The organism is Pseudomonas migulae NBRC 103157, from assembly GCF_002091715.1.
Classification (GTDB): Bacteria; Pseudomonadota; Gammaproteobacteria; order Pseudomonadales; family Pseudomonadaceae; genus Aquipseudomonas; species Aquipseudomonas migulae_A.
The window spans coordinates 1-16,683 of sequence record NZ_BDAG01000041.1; the positions used below are offsets into that span (position 1 = coordinate 1).

12 protein-coding genes are annotated in these 16,683 nt (G+C 59.5%); 3 read left to right on the forward strand and 9 right to left on the reverse strand.

Translation table 11 applies throughout. The annotated features are described in order from the left end of the window. The 6 genes from PMI01S_RS25005 to PMI01S_RS25030 form a co-directional block, all read right to left on the reverse strand. A partial coding sequence (locus tag PMI01S_RS25005; RefSeq protein ID WP_371850938.1) for an SMP-30/gluconolactonase/LRE family protein occupies positions 1-999 on the reverse strand: 999 nt, incomplete at its 3' end. A gap of 68 nt (positions 1,000-1,067) precedes the next feature. After that, entirely contained in the window at positions 1,068-2,207 is a 1,140-nt protein-coding gene (locus tag PMI01S_RS25010; protein ID WP_084322793.1) for a sterol desaturase/SRPBCC family protein, read from the reverse strand. A 105-nt stretch (positions 2,208-2,312) separates the two neighbouring features. Beyond that, positions 2,313-3,176: a LysR family transcriptional regulator gene (locus PMI01S_RS25015; RefSeq protein WP_084322794.1), complete on the reverse strand. Its 864-nt coding sequence runs from the start codon at positions 3,174-3,176 to the stop codon at positions 2,313-2,315. A gap of 952 nt (positions 3,177-4,128) precedes the next feature. Next, complete coding sequence (locus PMI01S_RS25020; RefSeq protein ID WP_084322795.1) at positions 4,129-5,976, reverse strand: amidohydrolase; 1,848 nt, start codon at positions 5,974-5,976, stop codon at positions 4,129-4,131. A gap of 293 nt (positions 5,977-6,269) precedes the next feature. Further along, positions 6,270-6,584, reverse strand: coding sequence for an SCP2 sterol-binding domain-containing protein (locus PMI01S_RS25025; RefSeq protein ID WP_084322796.1), 315 nt, complete (start codon positions 6,582-6,584; stop codon positions 6,270-6,272). A 64-nt stretch (positions 6,585-6,648) separates the two neighbouring features. Then, positions 6,649-7,359 (reverse strand): histidine phosphatase family protein, encoded by a 711-nt coding sequence (locus PMI01S_RS25030; protein WP_084322797.1) that lies wholly within the window; start codon positions 7,357-7,359, stop codon positions 6,649-6,651. Between the two features lie 198 nt (positions 7,360-7,557). Here PMI01S_RS25030 and sohB point away from each other — a divergent pair, with 198 nt between their 5' ends. Further along, positions 7,558-8,580 carry a protease SohB gene (gene sohB, locus PMI01S_RS25035; protein ID WP_084322798.1) on the forward strand — a complete coding sequence of 341 codons (1,023 nt, stop codon included), beginning with the start codon at positions 7,558-7,560 and terminating at the stop codon, positions 8,578-8,580. Positions 8,581-8,767: 187 nt separating this feature from the next. Then, the gene (locus PMI01S_RS25040) at positions 8,768-12,613 is read left to right on the forward strand and encodes a dermonecrotic toxin domain-containing protein (protein WP_084322799.1); all 3,846 of its coding nucleotides are present in this window, start codon (positions 8,768-8,770) and stop codon (positions 12,611-12,613) included. Positions 12,614-12,654: 41 nt separating this feature from the next. On the opposite strand, the gene PMI01S_RS25045 is transcribed toward PMI01S_RS25040, so the two are convergent. Together PMI01S_RS25045 and PMI01S_RS25050 are read right to left on the reverse strand one after the other, a co-directional pair. Then, the gene (locus tag PMI01S_RS25045) at positions 12,655-13,149 is read right to left on the reverse strand and encodes a DUF934 domain-containing protein (protein ID WP_084322800.1); all 495 of its coding nucleotides are present in this window, start codon (positions 13,147-13,149) and stop codon (positions 12,655-12,657) included. Then, positions 13,133-14,791: a nitrite/sulfite reductase gene (locus PMI01S_RS25050; protein ID WP_084322801.1), complete on the reverse strand. Its 1,659-nt coding sequence runs from the start codon at positions 14,789-14,791 to the stop codon at positions 13,133-13,135. Before PMI01S_RS25050 ends, PMI01S_RS25045 begins: the two co-directional genes overlap by 17 nt. Before the next feature lie 523 nt (positions 14,792-15,314). Between PMI01S_RS25050 and PMI01S_RS25055 the strand changes: the two genes are divergently transcribed. Further along, positions 15,315-16,388: an ABC transporter substrate-binding protein gene (locus PMI01S_RS25055; RefSeq protein WP_084322802.1), complete on the forward strand. Its 1,074-nt coding sequence runs from the start codon at positions 15,315-15,317 to the stop codon at positions 16,386-16,388. Here the strand turns inward: PMI01S_RS25055 and PMI01S_RS25060 are convergent. Further along, positions 16,385-16,603 (reverse strand): DUF2970 domain-containing protein, encoded by a 219-nt coding sequence (locus tag PMI01S_RS25060; protein ID WP_084322803.1) that lies wholly within the window; start codon positions 16,601-16,603, stop codon positions 16,385-16,387. The two genes, PMI01S_RS25055 and PMI01S_RS25060, sit on opposite strands and share 4 nt — an antisense overlap. Between the last annotated feature and the right edge of the window lie 80 nt (positions 16,604-16,683).

Genomic DNA, 16,683 nt, shown 5'->3' on the forward strand with positions numbered 1-16,683 from the left:
CAGCGGCAAGCGCGTCATATGCGTCGCCTTCAACGATCCGAAATACAACCACTCCCCATACTCGCGCACCGTGGTGATCGGCGAGTAATTATCGCTGCTGCCGTCCTGCAGATTGGCAATCACCTTGCCCTCGACATCCAGTCCCAATACAAACCCGCGCTTCTCCACCGGTTTGGGCAGAACGGTCATCGCCCGCACGATCATCTTGCGCACGAAGGGATGCGCGGCCGTGGCATCGAGCAGCGCGTTGCGCGGGGCATACAGCGCCACCCAGAAGCGGTCCCGGCCATTGAACGCGAGGTTGTCCGGCAGGCCCGGCAGGTTGTCGATAAACAGATCGTGGGTGCCGGCCTTCGGACCGCTGAGCCAGTATCGACTGATGCGATAGGCACCGGTTTCGTTGACCAGCACAAAAGCCTCGTCCGGTCCCAGGGTCACGCCGTTGGCAAACTCCAGTTTATCCAGCAGGACCGCTGTTTTACCGGTCTGGAAGTCATAGCGCAGCAAGCGACCATCGCCGCCGTGCTCGATGATCGCCTCGCCGTCGTGGCCGTACCCGAAGCGGCTGGAAGCATCACTGAAATAGGCGTAGTGCCCGGACTTGTCGATGACCACGTCGTCGGTGAACCCGAAGTCCACGCCATTTACCGTCGTGGTCAGCGCGATCAATCGGCCCTGAGCGTCCAGCGACAGCAAGCCTTTGACGCCGTCGGCGATCACCAGCAAACCATTGGGGTGACGCGCCAGGCCCAACGGCCGGCCGCCGGTGTCGGCCAGCACTTTTGTGTCCTTGCCGTCGAGGCTGGTGCGAATCAGCCGGCCGTCATGCAGGCCGGTGATGAGGACATTGTCTTCCAGCAGCAAGGCTTCCGGCCCGTCGATATCGTCGGCGCCCACACGCTCCATACCTTTGAGGCGCTGGTTGTCGGCGTACGGCCCACCGGTGAGTGAAGGCGCCGGTGGCGGCGTCCAGGCCACCGGTTGCACCTTGGTCGGCATCAGCAGCAGAAACGCGGCAATGGCCACGATCAGCAGCAGCACGACATGGCGAAACTTGACGGTTCTACTCACACGGTGACTCCCGTCGGAGTCAAACGTTTGTGGGCCATTTCGCGCAAGGCCAGCATCGACGCGGCGGATTCATGATCGATGCGCCGCTTCAGCAAAAAACGGTTGGCAATGCGCATGCCCAGGCCGCTGAACTGGTACTCCAGGGTGCGGACAAACCGCGTGCCATCGCCCTCGGCCTCACATTCGTAGGTCACCTCCAGCGACAGGCCATGATCGCCCTGAGCGCGAGCACTCCAGCGACGACCGGGCAAATACTCGCTGACCGCCCAGCTTAAATGCCCCTCACGCCCGCCGGCCCTGATGTCTTCTTCGAAGCGCGATCCGGCATGCAGCGGACCGCTCTGGCCCTCGACCTTGAGCGACGACGGGTGCCACTCCGGCCAGCGGGTCGCGGTGCTGGCGTAGGCGAGCACGTCAATCGGGTTGCCGGCAATAGTGATCTGATGCTGCATGCGGGTCATGGGCGTTCTCGTCAGGTACGTGGGCTCCGGCTCCCAATAAAGGGTGCCGAACAGGTAGTCCGTCAGTGGAAAAACGATGTTGAAGTTGCGTTCCTGCATCAATTCCCGGCGGTGATGCAGTTCGTGCAGGCGGCGCATCTGACGGATCCACGGCCAGCGCGTCACCGGGTTCGAGGGCGGCAGGTGCTCGCAGGCATGGAACACTTCATAGGTGAGGTAACCGAGGACCAGACAGCCGCCGACCAGACCGGCGACGTTGGCATCGAACTGCTTGAGCATCCACCAGACGGGCAGGGTGATGACGAGCGTATGCATTACGATCAGCCAGGCTGGAAACAGGATCACCCGCCAGTCGCGGGCGCTGTCGTACGTCATGTTGCCAGGCGCGAAGAAGCTGTGATGGTCACCGGCATGGCGGGCATAGAACATCCGCGCGAAGTTTTTTTTGTGATGCCCGAGGTGGCGATGCACCGTGTACACGCCGAAGTTGAAGAACAGCAATGTCAGCGGCACCGCCAGCCACTCCAGCGGCAGCACCTGATGCACGCTGCTCCAGAATGCACCGATGGCCAGCAAGCCGAACAGCAACACAAAACCGCCGTGCAGCCAAGGGTTGTAGCGTGGATGAATGTCAGCGCGATAGCGGCTGCGAAAAGCCTCGGTGGTCTGCCTCACTGCGTTCACCTGTGGTTATTGTTGTCCCCGCAGATTAGACGATCCCGCCGTTTCCGGCGGGCCGAAGCGAGGGACACAAACGCCATGTTCCGGTGTAAAGCGGACTCAGGTCAGCGGGTTCCAGCGTTGCGACCAGTCATCGTCTGACTGGATGACTTCGCGCAGCAAGTCGAAGGCGTGTTGCAGGGTGGCCGAGTCACGGTCGCGGGAGTAGACCAGATAGGTCGGGTAGCTGAATTCCGGGGCTTTTGGCACTTGTTCCAGTACGCCGCTTTCCAGGTAACTCTGCACCACCCGGGTACGAAAGTAGCCACTGCCGCCGTTTTCCAGAATGTATTGCAAGGCCAGGGGGCCGAGGTTGAAGCTCAGCGCGGCCTTGGCTTTCTCTGGTAACGCGGCATCGTGCTGACGGCGAAAGTCCTGGCCCCAGTCGATGTACACGTAGGGGGCTGGTTTGCCGGCCAGGCGCACCAGAATCAGTTTTTCTTCCAGCACTTGCTCGACTTGCAGACGGGGCCAATATTCGGGCTGATAGACCAGTGCCGCGTCCAGCACCCCCAGTTCCAATTGGCGCAGCAGGTTTTCGCCGTCGCGGATTTCCATGCGCAATGCGTGGCCGGGAATTTTCTCCCGAAGTTCGGCGGCCCAACTGAGCATCAACGGGTTGCACAGACTGACTTCTCCGCCGATGTGCAGCACGTCGTGGTAACCCTCAGGCAGCGGCAAGTCCCGGCGCGCGGCTTCCCAGGTTTCGACCAGTTGATTGGCGTAGACCACGAAGGCTTCGCCGTTCGGGGTCAGGCGAGCACCGGCGCGGTTACGCACGAACAGCGTGCTGCCCAGCTGGTTTTCGAGTTTCTGTACACGTGCGGTGATCGCGGTCTGGGTGACGTGGAGTTTTTCCGCTGCGGCGACGAGGCTGCCGTGGCGGACGATTTCCAGAAAGGTGCGGGCGAGGTCGATGTCCATGGGGTGGCCGGTGCGGGAGGTTTGGGCATTGTAAACGGATACGGTTGGAGTCGTTTGTATGGCTTTCTCGCGATGAAGGTGTACATATCCGTTGTTGCGGTAACGGTGGCTATTGGTTCCGCCCTTACGGCGGGTCACTTGGAAATGCGCCAAGTAACCAAGCGCTTTTGCCCCTTTCGTTCGGTGCCTCGCTGTGGCTCGACATGCCCTCCTTCCGGTCCTGATCCGTGGGCCCGCCGCCATCGGCCATCCATGCCGGGTTGCCCACTGCGCAGAACCTCCACTCGGCCTCTCGATGGGGCGACTACCACCACAGCTCCGCGAGGCGGCCTTCGGGCCGACCTGGTTCTTGGATTGTGCGCATTCCCCCTGTGGGAGCTAGCAGGCTAGCTCCCACAGGGGATTGTTGGCGGGCATGACATGGGTGTTCACCGCCGATGGCGTTGACGGAAAACAGGTCGGCTATCAGGCCGCCTCGCTTTGTTTTTGATCTTGATCTTGATCTGCCCCGTCGGAAGGCCGAGCGCAGGTTCTGCGCAGTGGGCAACCCGGCAAGGATGCCGGGTTAGCCGCCCCCGGCCATGGATGGCCGATGGCGGCGGGCCCACGGAGCAGGACCGGAGCGAGGGTATGGCGAGCCTAGGCGAGCCACCGTACGTCAGGGGCGCAGGCGCTTGGTTACTTGGCGCTTTTCCAAGTAACCCGCTGTAAAAGCGGAACCAATAGCCGCCGTTACCGCAGGAATGGATATGTACACCATCAAAACCTATGTCGCCTGACGCTCAGCCATCGCTAGCAAGCCAGCTCCTACAGGGGTTTTGGGTACATCCGCAAGGTCAGGTCAGCTATCTACCCTGTAACCGAAATTGCCGGCGGTAGAGACCGACGAGGTATCCCCCCCGCAGACAAAATTTCAACCGCAGCCGCAGAAAGCACTCTTCAGCGGTTCAACTCAAAACGCAAAACACGAACAGCCAAACGCTCCCCAGAAGCCCTGAAAGTCACTGACCGGTGCCGAAGACAACCGCGCCCGTTCATGACGGTGAGCATGCACCGCACAAGCCCCGACGCATTGATGAGCCTGCGCCGTCATCGGCGCCAGCGGTCTCCAATGGCCCGGCACATTAACCACCGGTGACCATTCCGGCACCACCGGCACAGGCGGTGGACCGAGTTTTTCAAACTCGGCGGTGCCATGGACAATCTTGCCATCGACAATCGTCAGCACCGACTCGATCCATTTCACGGCCTCATCCTCGATATGGAAATAGTCCGCCGACAGCGCAATCAAATCCGCCAGTTGCCCGACCTTGATCTGACCCTTCTTGCCTTGCTCGGAAGAAAACCAGGCACTGCCGTGGGTGAACAGCTCCAGTGCGGTGTCGCGACTCAAACCTTGTGGGTGCAACGCCAGACCACCAACGGTACGCCCGCTGACCAGCCAGTACATTGAAGTCCAGGGGTTGTAGCTCGACACCCGCGTGGCATCGGTGCCGGCGCCGACGGGAACGCCCTCGGCGAGCATCCGCGCGATCGGTGGCGTGTGCTCGGCGGCCTTGGCGCCGTAGCGGTCGACAAAGTACTCGCCCTGGAACGCCATGCGATCCTGGATGGCGATCCCGCCGCCCAAGGCTTTGACCCGCTCGATGTTCTGTGGAGTGATGGTTTCGGCGTGATCGAAAAACCATGGCAAACCGTCAAACGGAATGTCGTGATTGACCTTCTCGAACACATCGAGCATGCGGCTGATGGATTCGTTGTAAGTGGCGTGCAGGCGGAATGGCCAGCGTTGCTCGACGAGGTGGCGAACCACGGGCTCCAGTTCCTGCTCCATGGTTTGCGACAGGTCCGGACGAGGTTCGAGAAAGTCTTCGAAATCCGCCGCCGAAAACACCAGCATCTCTCCGGCGCCGTTGTGTCGCAGGAAGTCGTCACCCTGGCCGTAATGGGAGGTACTGGTCCAGTTCTTGAAGTCGGTCAGTTCTTCCTTGGGTTTCTGGGTGAACAGGTTATAGGCGATGCGCACCGTGAGCTGTTGGTCCTTGGCCAGTTGCTGAATGACCTGATAGTCGTCCGGGTAGTTCTGATAACCACCGCCGGCGTCGATGGCGCTGGTGACGCCGAGGCGATTGAGTTCGCGCATGAACTGCCGGGTCGAGTTGACCTGATATTCCAGCGGCAGTTTCGGTCCCTTGGCCAGGGTCGAGTAGAGAATCATCGCGTTGGGGCGGGCGATCAGCATGCCGGTCGGGTCGCCATTGGCGTCGCGCTGGATTTCACCGCCCGGCGGGTTCGGCGTATCTCGGGTGTAGCCGACCACTTTCAATGCGGCGCGGTTCAGCAGGGCGCGGTCGTAGAGGTGCAGCACGAACACCGGTGTGTCTGGCGCAGCTTTGTTCAGTTCCTCAATCGTTGGCAGGCGTTTTTCGGCGAACTGGAACTCGTTCCAGCCACCGACCACGCGCACCCATTGCGGCGTGGGCGTGCGGTCGGCCTGATCCTTGAGCATGCGCAAGGCATCGGCCAGCGACGGCACGCCTTCCCAGCGCAGTTCGAGGTTGTAGTTCAAACCACCACGGATCAAGTGCAAGTGCGAGTCGTTGAGACCGGGAATCACCGTCCGGCCGTGCAGGTCGATGATTTGTGTGCCCGGACCTTGCAGCGCCATGGCCTGGGCGTCGCTACCGACCACCACGAAGCGCCCGTCCTTGATGGCGACGGCACTGGCCTGGGGTTTCTTGCGATCGACGGTGTGCAGGCGTCCGTTGTACAGAATAAGGTCGGCCGGGGTATCTGGCATGGTTTTACTCCCTGCGAATAGAGGGCTGATCCAGGCACCGACGGCACCTGCCGAAAGGCCTTGCAGTACATGTCGGCGATTAAAGCCTTTGTGGTCGTCAGGTGGGGGCATGGCAATGTTCTCCGCAAAAATGATCGGATTGAACAGCCGATGTCTGACGCATGCGGCCAGAAGGAATATAGACGGCAAATCCGCCGGTAGCCGATTTCCATAGGCGAAAAACGACGAATCCCGCCACAAGGGGCGGGATTCGTGTGCAGCCAGAGAGGCTCCCGAGCGCGGGAGCCGCCGTCTTAGGCTGGGAACAGCTCGGACAGTTTCATGGCCAGCATCATGTCGCCTTCAGCGCGCAGCTTGCCGCCCATGAACGCCTGCATGCCGTCGGTCGAACCATCAACGATGCCTTCCAGGGTTTCGCCGTCCATCACCAGAGTGACCTGGGCGTCAGGGTTTTCGCCTTCTTTCAGCTCGCAGGTGCTGTCCTTGACGATCAGCGAGAAGTTCTTGGTGTCGTCGATGCGGAAACCGAAGACCAGGTCCAGACCGGCAGCAGCGGCTGGGTTGAACTTGGCTTGCATTGCTTGTACGGCATCAGCTACGGAGGTCATGGTTCGATCCTTTCTTGGGTAATAAGAGCTGGGTGATTACAGCCAGGGTCACAATAGTCCGGACTCAGCGAAACGTGATGAGTTCCGGGGCTTTCAACAGCTGCAGATGCGCATGACTGTTGAAAGAAGCCAGTGCCACCTCGCGACCACGAAACTTCAGGTGGTTGAGCGAGGTGTTGACGATTTGCCAGTTAAGTTCAAATGCCTGCCGGGCAGGCATTTGCGTAATGAGGTGGAGCAGGGCGGTGATGGTGCCGCCGGAGGTGAACACGGCGATTTTCTGTGAGTTGTCGGCGCTTTCGAGGATCCGGTGCAGACCGGCCTGCACCCGCTCGACAAAACCCAGCCAGCTTTCAAGGCCCGGGGTGTCATACGTGCCGGCGAGCCAGCGCTCGATGATCAGGGCAAAAATACGCTGGAATTCGGCACGGTTCTGCGCGGCGTTGCGCAGGATCTCCAGCGCTTCGGGCTCGTCGTCGAGCATGGCCGGCAACAGCGCGCGGATTACCGCGTCGGCGTCGAATTCGTTGAAGGCGGAATCGGTTTCCACGATCGGCGCCGGCAAGCCTGCGGCAGCGAACTGTTCCAGTGCGCTGCTGGCGGTATGTTGCTGGCGACGCAGATCACCCGAGAGGCAGCGATCAAAGCGGATACCCAGCCCGGCGAGGTGCTGGCCGAGGACTTCTGCCTGGCGAATTCCGGTCGGCGACAGAACGTCATAGTCGTCTGCACCAAAGGAGGCCTGGCCATGTCGAATCAAATAGATACTGCCCACGTCCGCGTCATCCCGGTACGTTGAAGGTTTGGCGAGGTTATGAGGATGAGGGTGAGCTGTCAATGAAAAAACATACGCTTGTTTGAAATGCCCGTTACAGCTCGCTGCCAGAGGTTTCACGGCTGGTCGCCGGGCCGGCGCATGGGTATGCTGATGTTATCCCGCGCGCGATGAAGCGCATTGTATTGAGGAGTCTCTGTGGAGTTTCTGTCCGAATATGCCAGTTTCCTGGCTAAAACCGTGACACTGGTGATCGCCATTCTGGTGGTCCTGGCCAGTTTCGCGTCGTTGCGCAGTAAAGGTCGGCGCAAGTCGGCCGGCCAGTTGCAAGTCAGCAAACTCAATGATTTCTACAAAGGGCTGCGTGAACGCCTGGAGCAGACCTTGCTCGACAAGGATCAGCTCAAGGCCTTGCGCAAGGTCGAAGCGAAAACCGAGAAAAAGCAAAAGAAAAAACCCGAAGCCAGATCCCGGGTGTTCGTGCTGGATTTCGATGGTGACATCAAGGCTTCGGCCACCGAGAGCCTGCGCCACGAAATCACCGCGCTGCTGACCCTGGCCACGCCCAAGGATGAAGTGGTGCTGCGTCTGGAGAGCGGTGGCGGCATGGTCCACAGCTACGGCCTGGCGTCCTCGCAACTGGCGCGCATCCGCGACGCCGGCGTGCCGCTGACCGTGTGCATCGACAAGGTCGCGGCCAGCGGCGGCTACATGATGGCGTGCATCGGCCAGAAGATCATCAGCGCCCCGTTCGCGATCCTCGGCTCGATCGGCGTGGTGGCGCAGTTGCCGAACGTCAATCGTCTGCTGAGGAAGCACGACATCGACTTTGAAGTCCTCACTGCCGGCGAATACAAGCGCACCCTGACCGTGTTTGGCGAAAACACCGAAAAGGGCCGCGAGAAATTTCAGGAAGACCTGGACGTCACCCATCAGTTGTTCAAGAACTTCGTTTCCCGCTATCGCCCGCAATTGGCGATCGACGAAGTGGCCACCGGCGAAATCTGGCTCGGTGTTGCCGCGCTGGACAAGCAACTGGTCGATGAACTCAAGACCAGCGATGAATATCTGGCCGAACGGGCGAAGAAATCCGAGCTTTATCACCTGCACTACGCCGAACGCAAAAGCCTTCAGGAACGCATCGGCATGGCGGCCAGCGGTTCGGTCGATCGCGTTTTGCTGAGTTGGTGGAGCCGGTTGACCCAGCAACGCTTCTGGTAACTTTTATAGCTTCAAACAAATGAAACCGTGGATTCCCTCCACGGTTTCATTTTTTTGCCCTTCAGAAGCTCTGCTTTCCGTGCCCAAGCAGCGAAATTTCCTATCGTCCCTGTCAATCGCTCCCGCTTTTTCGGGGGCACGGGTCGGGTAGGGTGGTGGTCCTGAAATGACTGCAACGGAATGCACCATGAAAGAACTTCCTCTCGACGTTGCCGGCCCTTCTCCGGTGCCGTCTCTGCAAATGCGCGATGAACTGAAAAGCGCCGTGGACATCGCACTGCCACAATCCCCCAGTCAGTTTGGCGAGCGCTTGATCAAGGAAAAGTGGGGGGCGAACATCGATCCGCAGACTGCCTTGCTGGTGACGCTCGATTACCACTACAAGGGCCATCCTGCACAGGAGGGTATCGAGCAGGGGCAAGTGGCCAGTTCGCGGTCACTGCTGCAAGCCCTGCTTGCCAATTACCAGACCATTGGAGACGGGCGTTTTGCTGAAACGGCCTTTGGTCTGTACACGCCGCCGGACATCGGGCCTTCCGTGCGGATCGTACAGAACGTCGATGAATTCGCCGATCATGGCCGCGGCAATCATGAGACGTATGAAGGCATCTATCGCCAAACGGCTCCACAATCCTATGGCCCGCTGACTCAGATCGATTTGAGGCCGGCGGATTTCAAACGATGGGTGTGGGAGCTGGACCTGCAGGGGCTCTATAAAACGTACCTTGATCACGCCTGGCCGTCGGACGACGTGCTCGCTGCTGCCAGTCCTTACCCCTTGAGAACGTCAGTCAAAGCGGCGTTCGTCATGACCGCCTGGTTGCAGCTTCATGAACAACGCTTGACTCAAAAAGGCCTGGAACTGGTGTTGCAGGCGGCAGGCTTGCCGCCAGACCAGTCTTGGGAAACGCTGACCATCAAGCAACTGCAAGCGCCGACTCGCGTTTCTTCGTACGTCAAAGCCGGCCGTTTGAAACTGTACCGTTATACCGCGACCGATATCTGGGCCTTGCGCGACACCGCCAGTGCCCGCGTGCTGTTGTACATACCGGGCAACTCGTCACCCTTGCATGAGTTCGCCAACGCCACGCAAATGCACCACTGGATCGTCGCGCAGGGCAAGGTCAGCACGACAAAACAGGCATTGGCCTCGCACTTTGCCGAAGGCGATCGCGAGGACGGGACGTTTCACGCCGGTGTGCTGACGGCGCTGGATGGCATGGCGCAGTATCCGGCGAAACACCGACTGACCAACAATGCCGGTTTCTTCAACAACGACGGTTACTGGGGGCCGGACGAGTACATCGGCTACGACGATCCGCCACCGGCGACCGATCCGTTTGCGCAACTGGTGCTGACGATGAAACAGGCAGCCATGGCCAGCCTCGACAGCATCCGAAGCGATGCCCAGGTCAATCGCGATAACTTAAGTGCAGTCGTTGAACCGCTTGTGCAATGGATCAACCGATTCGGACCCCTGGCACTTTTCGTTCCGGGGGGCGAGGGAATATTGGCGCTGGCCGGGCTTATTGACGCGGGTTACGGTCTGGATCAGGTGGTCAACGGTAAAACCTCGAACGAACGGTCGGAAGGTGTGACGCGCACCGTTTTTGGTTTGCTCAATGCATTGCCGATAGCCGCAGAAGTGGCGCTGAAGGGTGAAACTGCGGTGGCCCATCCGGAAGAAGGAGGTGTGAGGCCTGCGCCGGAAATGCCCGTTGCCCCAACGCTACAACCAACCAGCCTGACACTGCCGACACGGGTCGAACTGATCCGCGGCATCGGCTCATCCGTGGCGTCTTTGAGCGATGACGTCCTGGCACAGATCGGCAAAGTCAGCGCGATCGACGACGATATGTTGCGGCTGATGCACACGGGTCATCCACCGACGCCTCTGCTGGCTGACACCATCAGTCGCTTCAAGATCGATCAGGATCTTGGTCCGGGGAGCGCAGCCGAGCCGTTCAACAGCCGTTACGCAGCGCTTCAACACTCGGAGCATGAGTGGGTGCGGCTGTTTCAACGCGAATATCCGGGCCTGCCCAAAAACGCCATTGAGCAAATGCTCGACCGCTACGGCGTGAATCTCCAAGCGACGCCCAACGTGACGGAGGCCAGGCAAGTGTTCGCACGCCTGGACAGCAAGGCACGGCAATACCAGCAACATGTACGTCTCAATCGAGCCTATGAAGGCCTTTATCTTCGTTCCGCGGTTAACCCGGAGTCGGACACACTGGCCTTGCACTCACTCCAGAATCTGCCCGGCTGGCCGAAAAGTCTTCGGATCGATGTACTCGATCAGACTGCCATCGGAAGCGTACTGGACCGCAGCGGTCCACTTGATGCAGCGGATGTCCGACACCTGATCAAGACCCGCGATCATTACCTGCATCACGGTATGCAGACCGACCTCTACCACGCGCTGCTGGGTGTGCTGTCAGAGGACGAGCGATCAGCGTTGCATTTGGTGTCGCTTGATCCGGCCAGTGAATTGCGGCTGAAAATCGGTGATCAGGCTTTACCCCGCTCAGAATTCAGACTCGGCCTCGGGCGAATGGACGCCAGGCTACCCTTCGACGCCCGGGGGCTCAGAGGCGGCGGCTTTCCGGCAACGCCCCAGACCGAGGCGCTGACGCAGCAGATGATGCGGCTGCAACTCAAAGAGATCTATCCGGAATTCACCGATGCCCAGGCGGATGCGGTTCTTCAGCGGGAAGGCTTGAACGCACAGGCTCACATTGAGTGGTTGAAGCAACAGTTGCAGCAACTCGACACCGACCTGACCGGCTGGGTAGATCAGGTGGAGAGCGACGTCCATGGCATGGATCTCGATTTTCTGACCCTGAATGATCCCGGAGCGGCGGGACTGAACGCTGCACAAATCGAAGCCTATAACGTTCAGCTCGGACAGATTGAAATACAAAGCGAACGTGCAGTTCGAAATGAGTTGGCCGAGCAGTTGGTCGACATTTGGCAACAGCGCGGACCACAGCAGGATCTTCTCCTGGCAGGGGATCAGGTACGCGGCGTCAAGCTGGATCTCGACTTCGAGAACTACCACCGGTTACCCAATTTGAATGTTCGGTTCAACAACGTTCTCGAGTTATCGATGCGTGGCTTCCACCTGACCGAAGAGGAAAGCCTGAACGGGTTTCTTGAGGGTTTTCCAAACCTTGAAGTGCTGAATCTGGAAAGTGTCGACCTGAGTCACTTCAACCGAGGCAGCGACGCGCAACGCTCCTTGCCTCCTGCAATCAATCAAATGCGGCATCTCACTACGCTGAATCTCAGGTCGACAAACCTGACTTTCAGTGAACGCGCGGCTTCTCAACTGACTGATCTGACCCGTTTACGCACTCTGGTGTTGAGCGATAACCCGCTAGGTGTCCCGCCGTTGGTGCTGGGAATGAACGACTTGCGCTGGCTCGACTTGAGACGTACCCGGATCAGGTCTTGTCCGGTCGGGATTATGGACGAGCCTTGTCTGCTGAGCCTGGACTTACGCAATAACTGGATAAACCGGGTTCCGCAACAGGTCCTGAATCAAGCTATCGCCAGAGACCGCGTGCTGTTGCAGGGCAATCAGTTAACGGACGAGGACACCCTGTTGCGTCTCGTGGACCACCGGAGGCGAACAGGAATCAACGTGTGGTTGAGCGACCCTGGCCCCAATTACGGCAACCCCATCGAGTGGTTACGCGAAGGCGATAGCGGGCAACGGGAAGCCCGAGCATCGACGTGGCAGAGGCTGGCAGCCAGGCCGCTCGGCAGCAGGTTCTTGAGAATAATGGACGGCCTGACGCTGACGGCGGACTTCAGGGTCGATTACTTTGCATTGCAGGCGAGGATGTGGCGACTTCTCGGCGACGCCGAGGCGTCAGAGGCGCTGTGGGCGCAACTGGTTCAGGATATTGAAGCGGCCGAGGTCGACCCTGAAAACCCGTTTACGCTGTTCGCGGCACTTGAGGATCGTGCCCGGTTTTATCGGGATTGGGAGACTATGGGCAGACCCTTTCCGATAAGCGCACAGTAGGGGAGAACCTTGAACCCCGGGCGGGGTTCAAGGTGTGACGATCAGCGGCGACGGAACAGCGGCAGCGGTTCGTCGGTGGCGGCCTGATAGGTCACCGAGAAGTCCTTGAGACCTTCCAGCGCTTCGTACGGGTCTTTGTCGGCGCGAATGGCAAACGCGTCGAAACCGCAGCGATGCATATAAAACAGCTGGTCGCGCAGCACATCGCCAATCGCCCGCAATTCACCTTTGAAACCGTAACGGTCACGCAGCAGGCGGGCGTTGGAGTAGTTGCGGCCATCGGTGAAGGCCGGGAAGTTCAAGGCGATGACCTGGAAGTTCGCGACGTCTTCACCGATTTCTTCGGCTTCTTCATTGGCATCCAGCCACACACCCAGGCCGCCATCGCGGGCCTTGAGCATGCGGCTGTGTTCGCGCCACAGCTGCAACGGGACGATCAGGTCGTCGCAGTTGCTGATCTCGTCGATGTTGAAGTCCTTGGGCAACAGGTGCCAGGTTTCGTCGACGACTTCGTTGTTCTTAATTATTCGCTGCATAGACGCGTTCCTTGAAGAGGTCGATGCCAATACGCTGATAGGTGTCGATGAAGCGCTCGTCTTCGGTACGTTGTTCGATGTACACGTCGATCAGCTTTTCGATCACGTCAGGCATGGCTTCCTGGGCAAAGGACGGGCCGAGGATCTTGCCCAGGCTCGCATCGCGGCTGGCGCTGCCGCCGAGGGACACCTGGTAGAACTCTTCGCCTTTCTTGTCCACCCCGAGGATGCCGATGTGACCGACGTGGTGGTGACCACAGGCGTTCATGCAACCGGAGATGTTCAGGTCGAGTTCGCCGATGTCGAACAGGTAGTCCAGGTCGTCGAAACGGCGCTGGATCGACTCGGCGATCGGGATCGATTTGGCATTGGCCAGCGAGCAGAAATCACCGCCAGGGCAGCAGATGATGTCGGTCAGCAAACCGATGTTCGGCGTGGCGAAACCTTGCTCGCGCAATTCGCCCCACATGGCGAACAACTGGCTCTGTTCAACGTCGGCCAGAATGATGTTCTGCTCGTGGGAGGTGCGCAGTTGACCGAAGCTGTAGCGATCGGCCAGGTCGGCCACGGCGTCGAGCTGTTTGTCGGTGATGTCGCCCGGCGCAACGCCGGTCGGCTTCAGTGACAGGGTCACGGCGACATAACCCGGCTTCTTGTGCGCCAGGGTGTTGCGGGTGCGCCAGCGGGCGAAGCCCGGGTGTTGCTTGTCGAGTTCGGCGAGTTCGGCGGTCTGGTTGTCCAGTGCCTTGTAGTCCGGGTCGACGAAGTGTTTGGCGACGCGATGCACTTCGGCTTCGGTCAGCGTGGTCTGGCCACCGCGAAGGTGTTCCATTTCCGCATCGACTTTTTGCGCAAAGACTTCAGGCGTCAGGGCCTTGACCAGAATCTTGATCCGCGCCTTGTACTTGTTGTCGCGACGGCCATAGCGGTTGTAAACACGCAGGATGGCGTCGAGGTAGCTCAACAGGTCTTGCCACGGCAGGAATTCATTGATGAACGCGCCGACCACCGGGGTACGGCCCAGGCCACCGCCGACCAGCACACGGAAGCCCAGTTCGCCCGCGGCGTTGTGCACCGGCTCAAGGCCGATGTCATGGACTTCGATGGCCGCACGGTCGGAAGTCGAACCGTTGATGGCGATCTTGAATTTACGCGGCAGGTACGCGAATTCCGGGTGGAACGTCGTCCATTGGCGAACGATCTCGCACCATGGGCGCGGGTCGATCAGCTCATCGGCAGCGACACCGGCGAACTGGTCGGTGGTGACGTTGCGCAGGCAGTTGCCGCTGGTCTGGATCGCGTGCATCTGCACGGTCGCCAGTTCAGCGAGGATGTCCGGGATGTCTTCCAGCGCCGGCCAGTTGAACTGCACGTTCTGGCGGGTACTGATGTGGGCATAGCCCTTGTCGTAGTCGCGGGCAATCTTCGCCATCATTCGCGTCTGGCGCGAAGTCAGCTGGCCGTAAGGCACCGCCACCCGCAACATCGGCGCGAAACGCTGGATATAAAGCCCGTTTTGCAAGCGCAGAGGGCGGAATTCTTCTTCGCTCAGCTCGCCTGCCAGATAGCGTCGGGTCTGATCACGGAACTGCTTGACGCGGTCCTCGATGATCCGCTGATCGTACTCGTCGTATACGTACATATAAGTCCTGTTCTCAGGCTTGGGCCGGTCGGATCCAGTTGCGATTTTCGCTTGCTGACATCTCCGATACTGCCTCGGCAATTCTGCGCGCACGGCCGCGCACTCCCTACGGAGCCGGGGCAAGATACCAGTTTGGAGTTATGCGCAAAAGTGATGTTTGAGTATATGTAAAGAACCAAAACGACTAACGAGAACTGTTATTGATAAACCCGTATTTGTCGTGCGGGCAATCCTCGTCTTTACTGTGGACGAGTCTTTATGCAATCACCGATAAAACCGACAAGAGGCGATGCAATGAGCAACCCTACCAAAGCTTCAAAGCCTGACAGTACGGTCGATGCGTGGGCCATTCTGTTTCTGATCATTCTGGTCGTAGGCACCGCGGTATTCTGGGTCAGCCATCAATAACCGACCCCGTCCGGGCCCGACGCTGACGATTGTCGGACAAAAACCGGAATAAACGCCGTTTTACGGAGGTTCGCTGGCTATAATGCGCAGCGAATTTCCGGGGCTCGGACGATCAATGTTGAAGTTCTTCTGCACTTTCCTGCTGATGCTGGGCATCACTTACGGCCCTGTTGCGCGTGCGGAATCGGTGTTGTTCCTGAATCCGGGAAAGGTGGATGAAGCCTTCTGGGTCAGTTATTCGCAATTCATGCAGGCAGCCGCCACGGACCTGGGGATTGACCTGCGAATTCTCTATTCCCGACGCATGCCGGAGCTCATGCTGGCGCAAGCCCGTCTGGCGCTGCAAGGCCCCGATCGCCCGGATTATCTGGTGTTCGTCAACGAACAGTACATTGCCCCGCAAGTCCTGCGTATGGCTCAGGGCAGCGGTGTAAAGCTGTTTATGGTCAACGCGTCGCTGACCGCCAATCAACTGAGCCTGTTGGGCGAGCGCCCCGACCGGTTGGGCAGCCTGGTGCCCAACGATGAGGAGGGTGGCTACCTGATGCTCAAAGAGCTGATCCGCCAGCATCCGCCCGTGGCGCCCGGTGAGGTGATCGAGTTGCTGGCGTTCTCCGGCCTGAAGATCACGCCATCGGCGCAACTGCGCGAGCAAGGCATGATGCGCGCGTTGGCCGAGCATCCCGAGGTACGTTTGCGGCAACTGGTTTACAGCGGCTGGACTCGGGACCGTGCGTATGAACAGGCGAAATTGCTGTTGCGGCGCTACCCGAAGGTGTCGCTGGTGTGGTCCGCCAATGACGAAATGGCGTTTGGCGCCATGCAGGCGTATTCAGAGACGGGCGGCGTGCCCGGAAAGGACGCGTTTTTCAGCGCGGTCAACACTTCCACCGCCGCGCTGAAGGCGAAAGTGGACGGACGATTGAGCGTCTTGTTGGGCGGACATTTCACCCTGGGCGGTTGGGCCCTGGTGGCATTGCATGATCTCGATCGGGGTGTGGACATCAGCCAGTATGGCGGCCGTGATCGCCAGATTCCGCTGCTGCAACTGGTCGACAAGGCCACCGCCAGGCGAATGCTGGCCATGGGGGACTCGCCGGATTACGGCGTGGACTTCCGCCGTCTGTCGGCCAAGGGCCGCCCGACGTCCTATCGCTATCCGTTCAGCCTGCAAACCCTGATGCGCTAAACCCCGGCCAGCAACAGCACCAGTTGCACGATGCCGTAGAGCGACAAAGCGAACACCGTCGTGAACAGAATCCCCAGAATCACAAAATGACTGGGTTTGCCGTGGGTGAAGTCCCGCGCCCGGTTTTTCCCGCTCTGCACCCCGAATGCCGCCGCCATGACGCTGTGCAGCATCTGCCACAACGTTGGTGGTTTGTTGTCGACTGGATCGTCCATAAATCCCTCTTCAGCAAGGTCTGAGCTATCAGCATAGCCAAACAACCTGCCCATTTCCCCCCTATAAATATGTACCGCCA

Bases quoted from the DNA above. Each gene is read 5' to 3' on its own strand.
- PMI01S_RS25055 (WP_084322802.1), top strand. From the start codon at position 15,315: ATGTTGAAGTTCTTCTGCACTTTCCTGCTGATGCTGGGCATCACTTAC.
- PMI01S_RS25020 (WP_084322795.1), bottom strand. From the start codon at position 5,976: ATGCCAGATACCCCGGCCGACCTTATTCTGTACAACGGACGCCTGCAC.
- PMI01S_RS25015 (WP_084322794.1), bottom strand. From the start codon at position 3,176: ATGGACATCGACCTCGCCCGCACCTTTCTGGAAATCGTCCGCCACGGC.
- PMI01S_RS25050 (WP_084322801.1), bottom strand. From the start codon at position 14,791: ATGTACGTATACGACGAGTACGATCAGCGGATCATCGAGGACCGCGTC.
- PMI01S_RS25045 (WP_084322800.1), bottom strand. From the start codon at position 13,149: ATGCAGCGAATAATTAAGAACAACGAAGTCGTCGACGAAACCTGGCAC.
- PMI01S_RS25060 (WP_084322803.1), bottom strand. From the start codon at position 16,603: ATGGACGATCCAGTCGACAACAAACCACCAACGTTGTGGCAGATGCTG.
- PMI01S_RS25025 (WP_084322796.1), bottom strand. From the start codon at position 6,584: ATGACCTCCGTAGCTGATGCCGTACAAGCAATGCAAGCCAAGTTCAAC.
- PMI01S_RS25040 (WP_084322799.1), top strand. From the start codon at position 8,768: ATGAAAGAACTTCCTCTCGACGTTGCCGGCCCTTCTCCGGTGCCGTCT.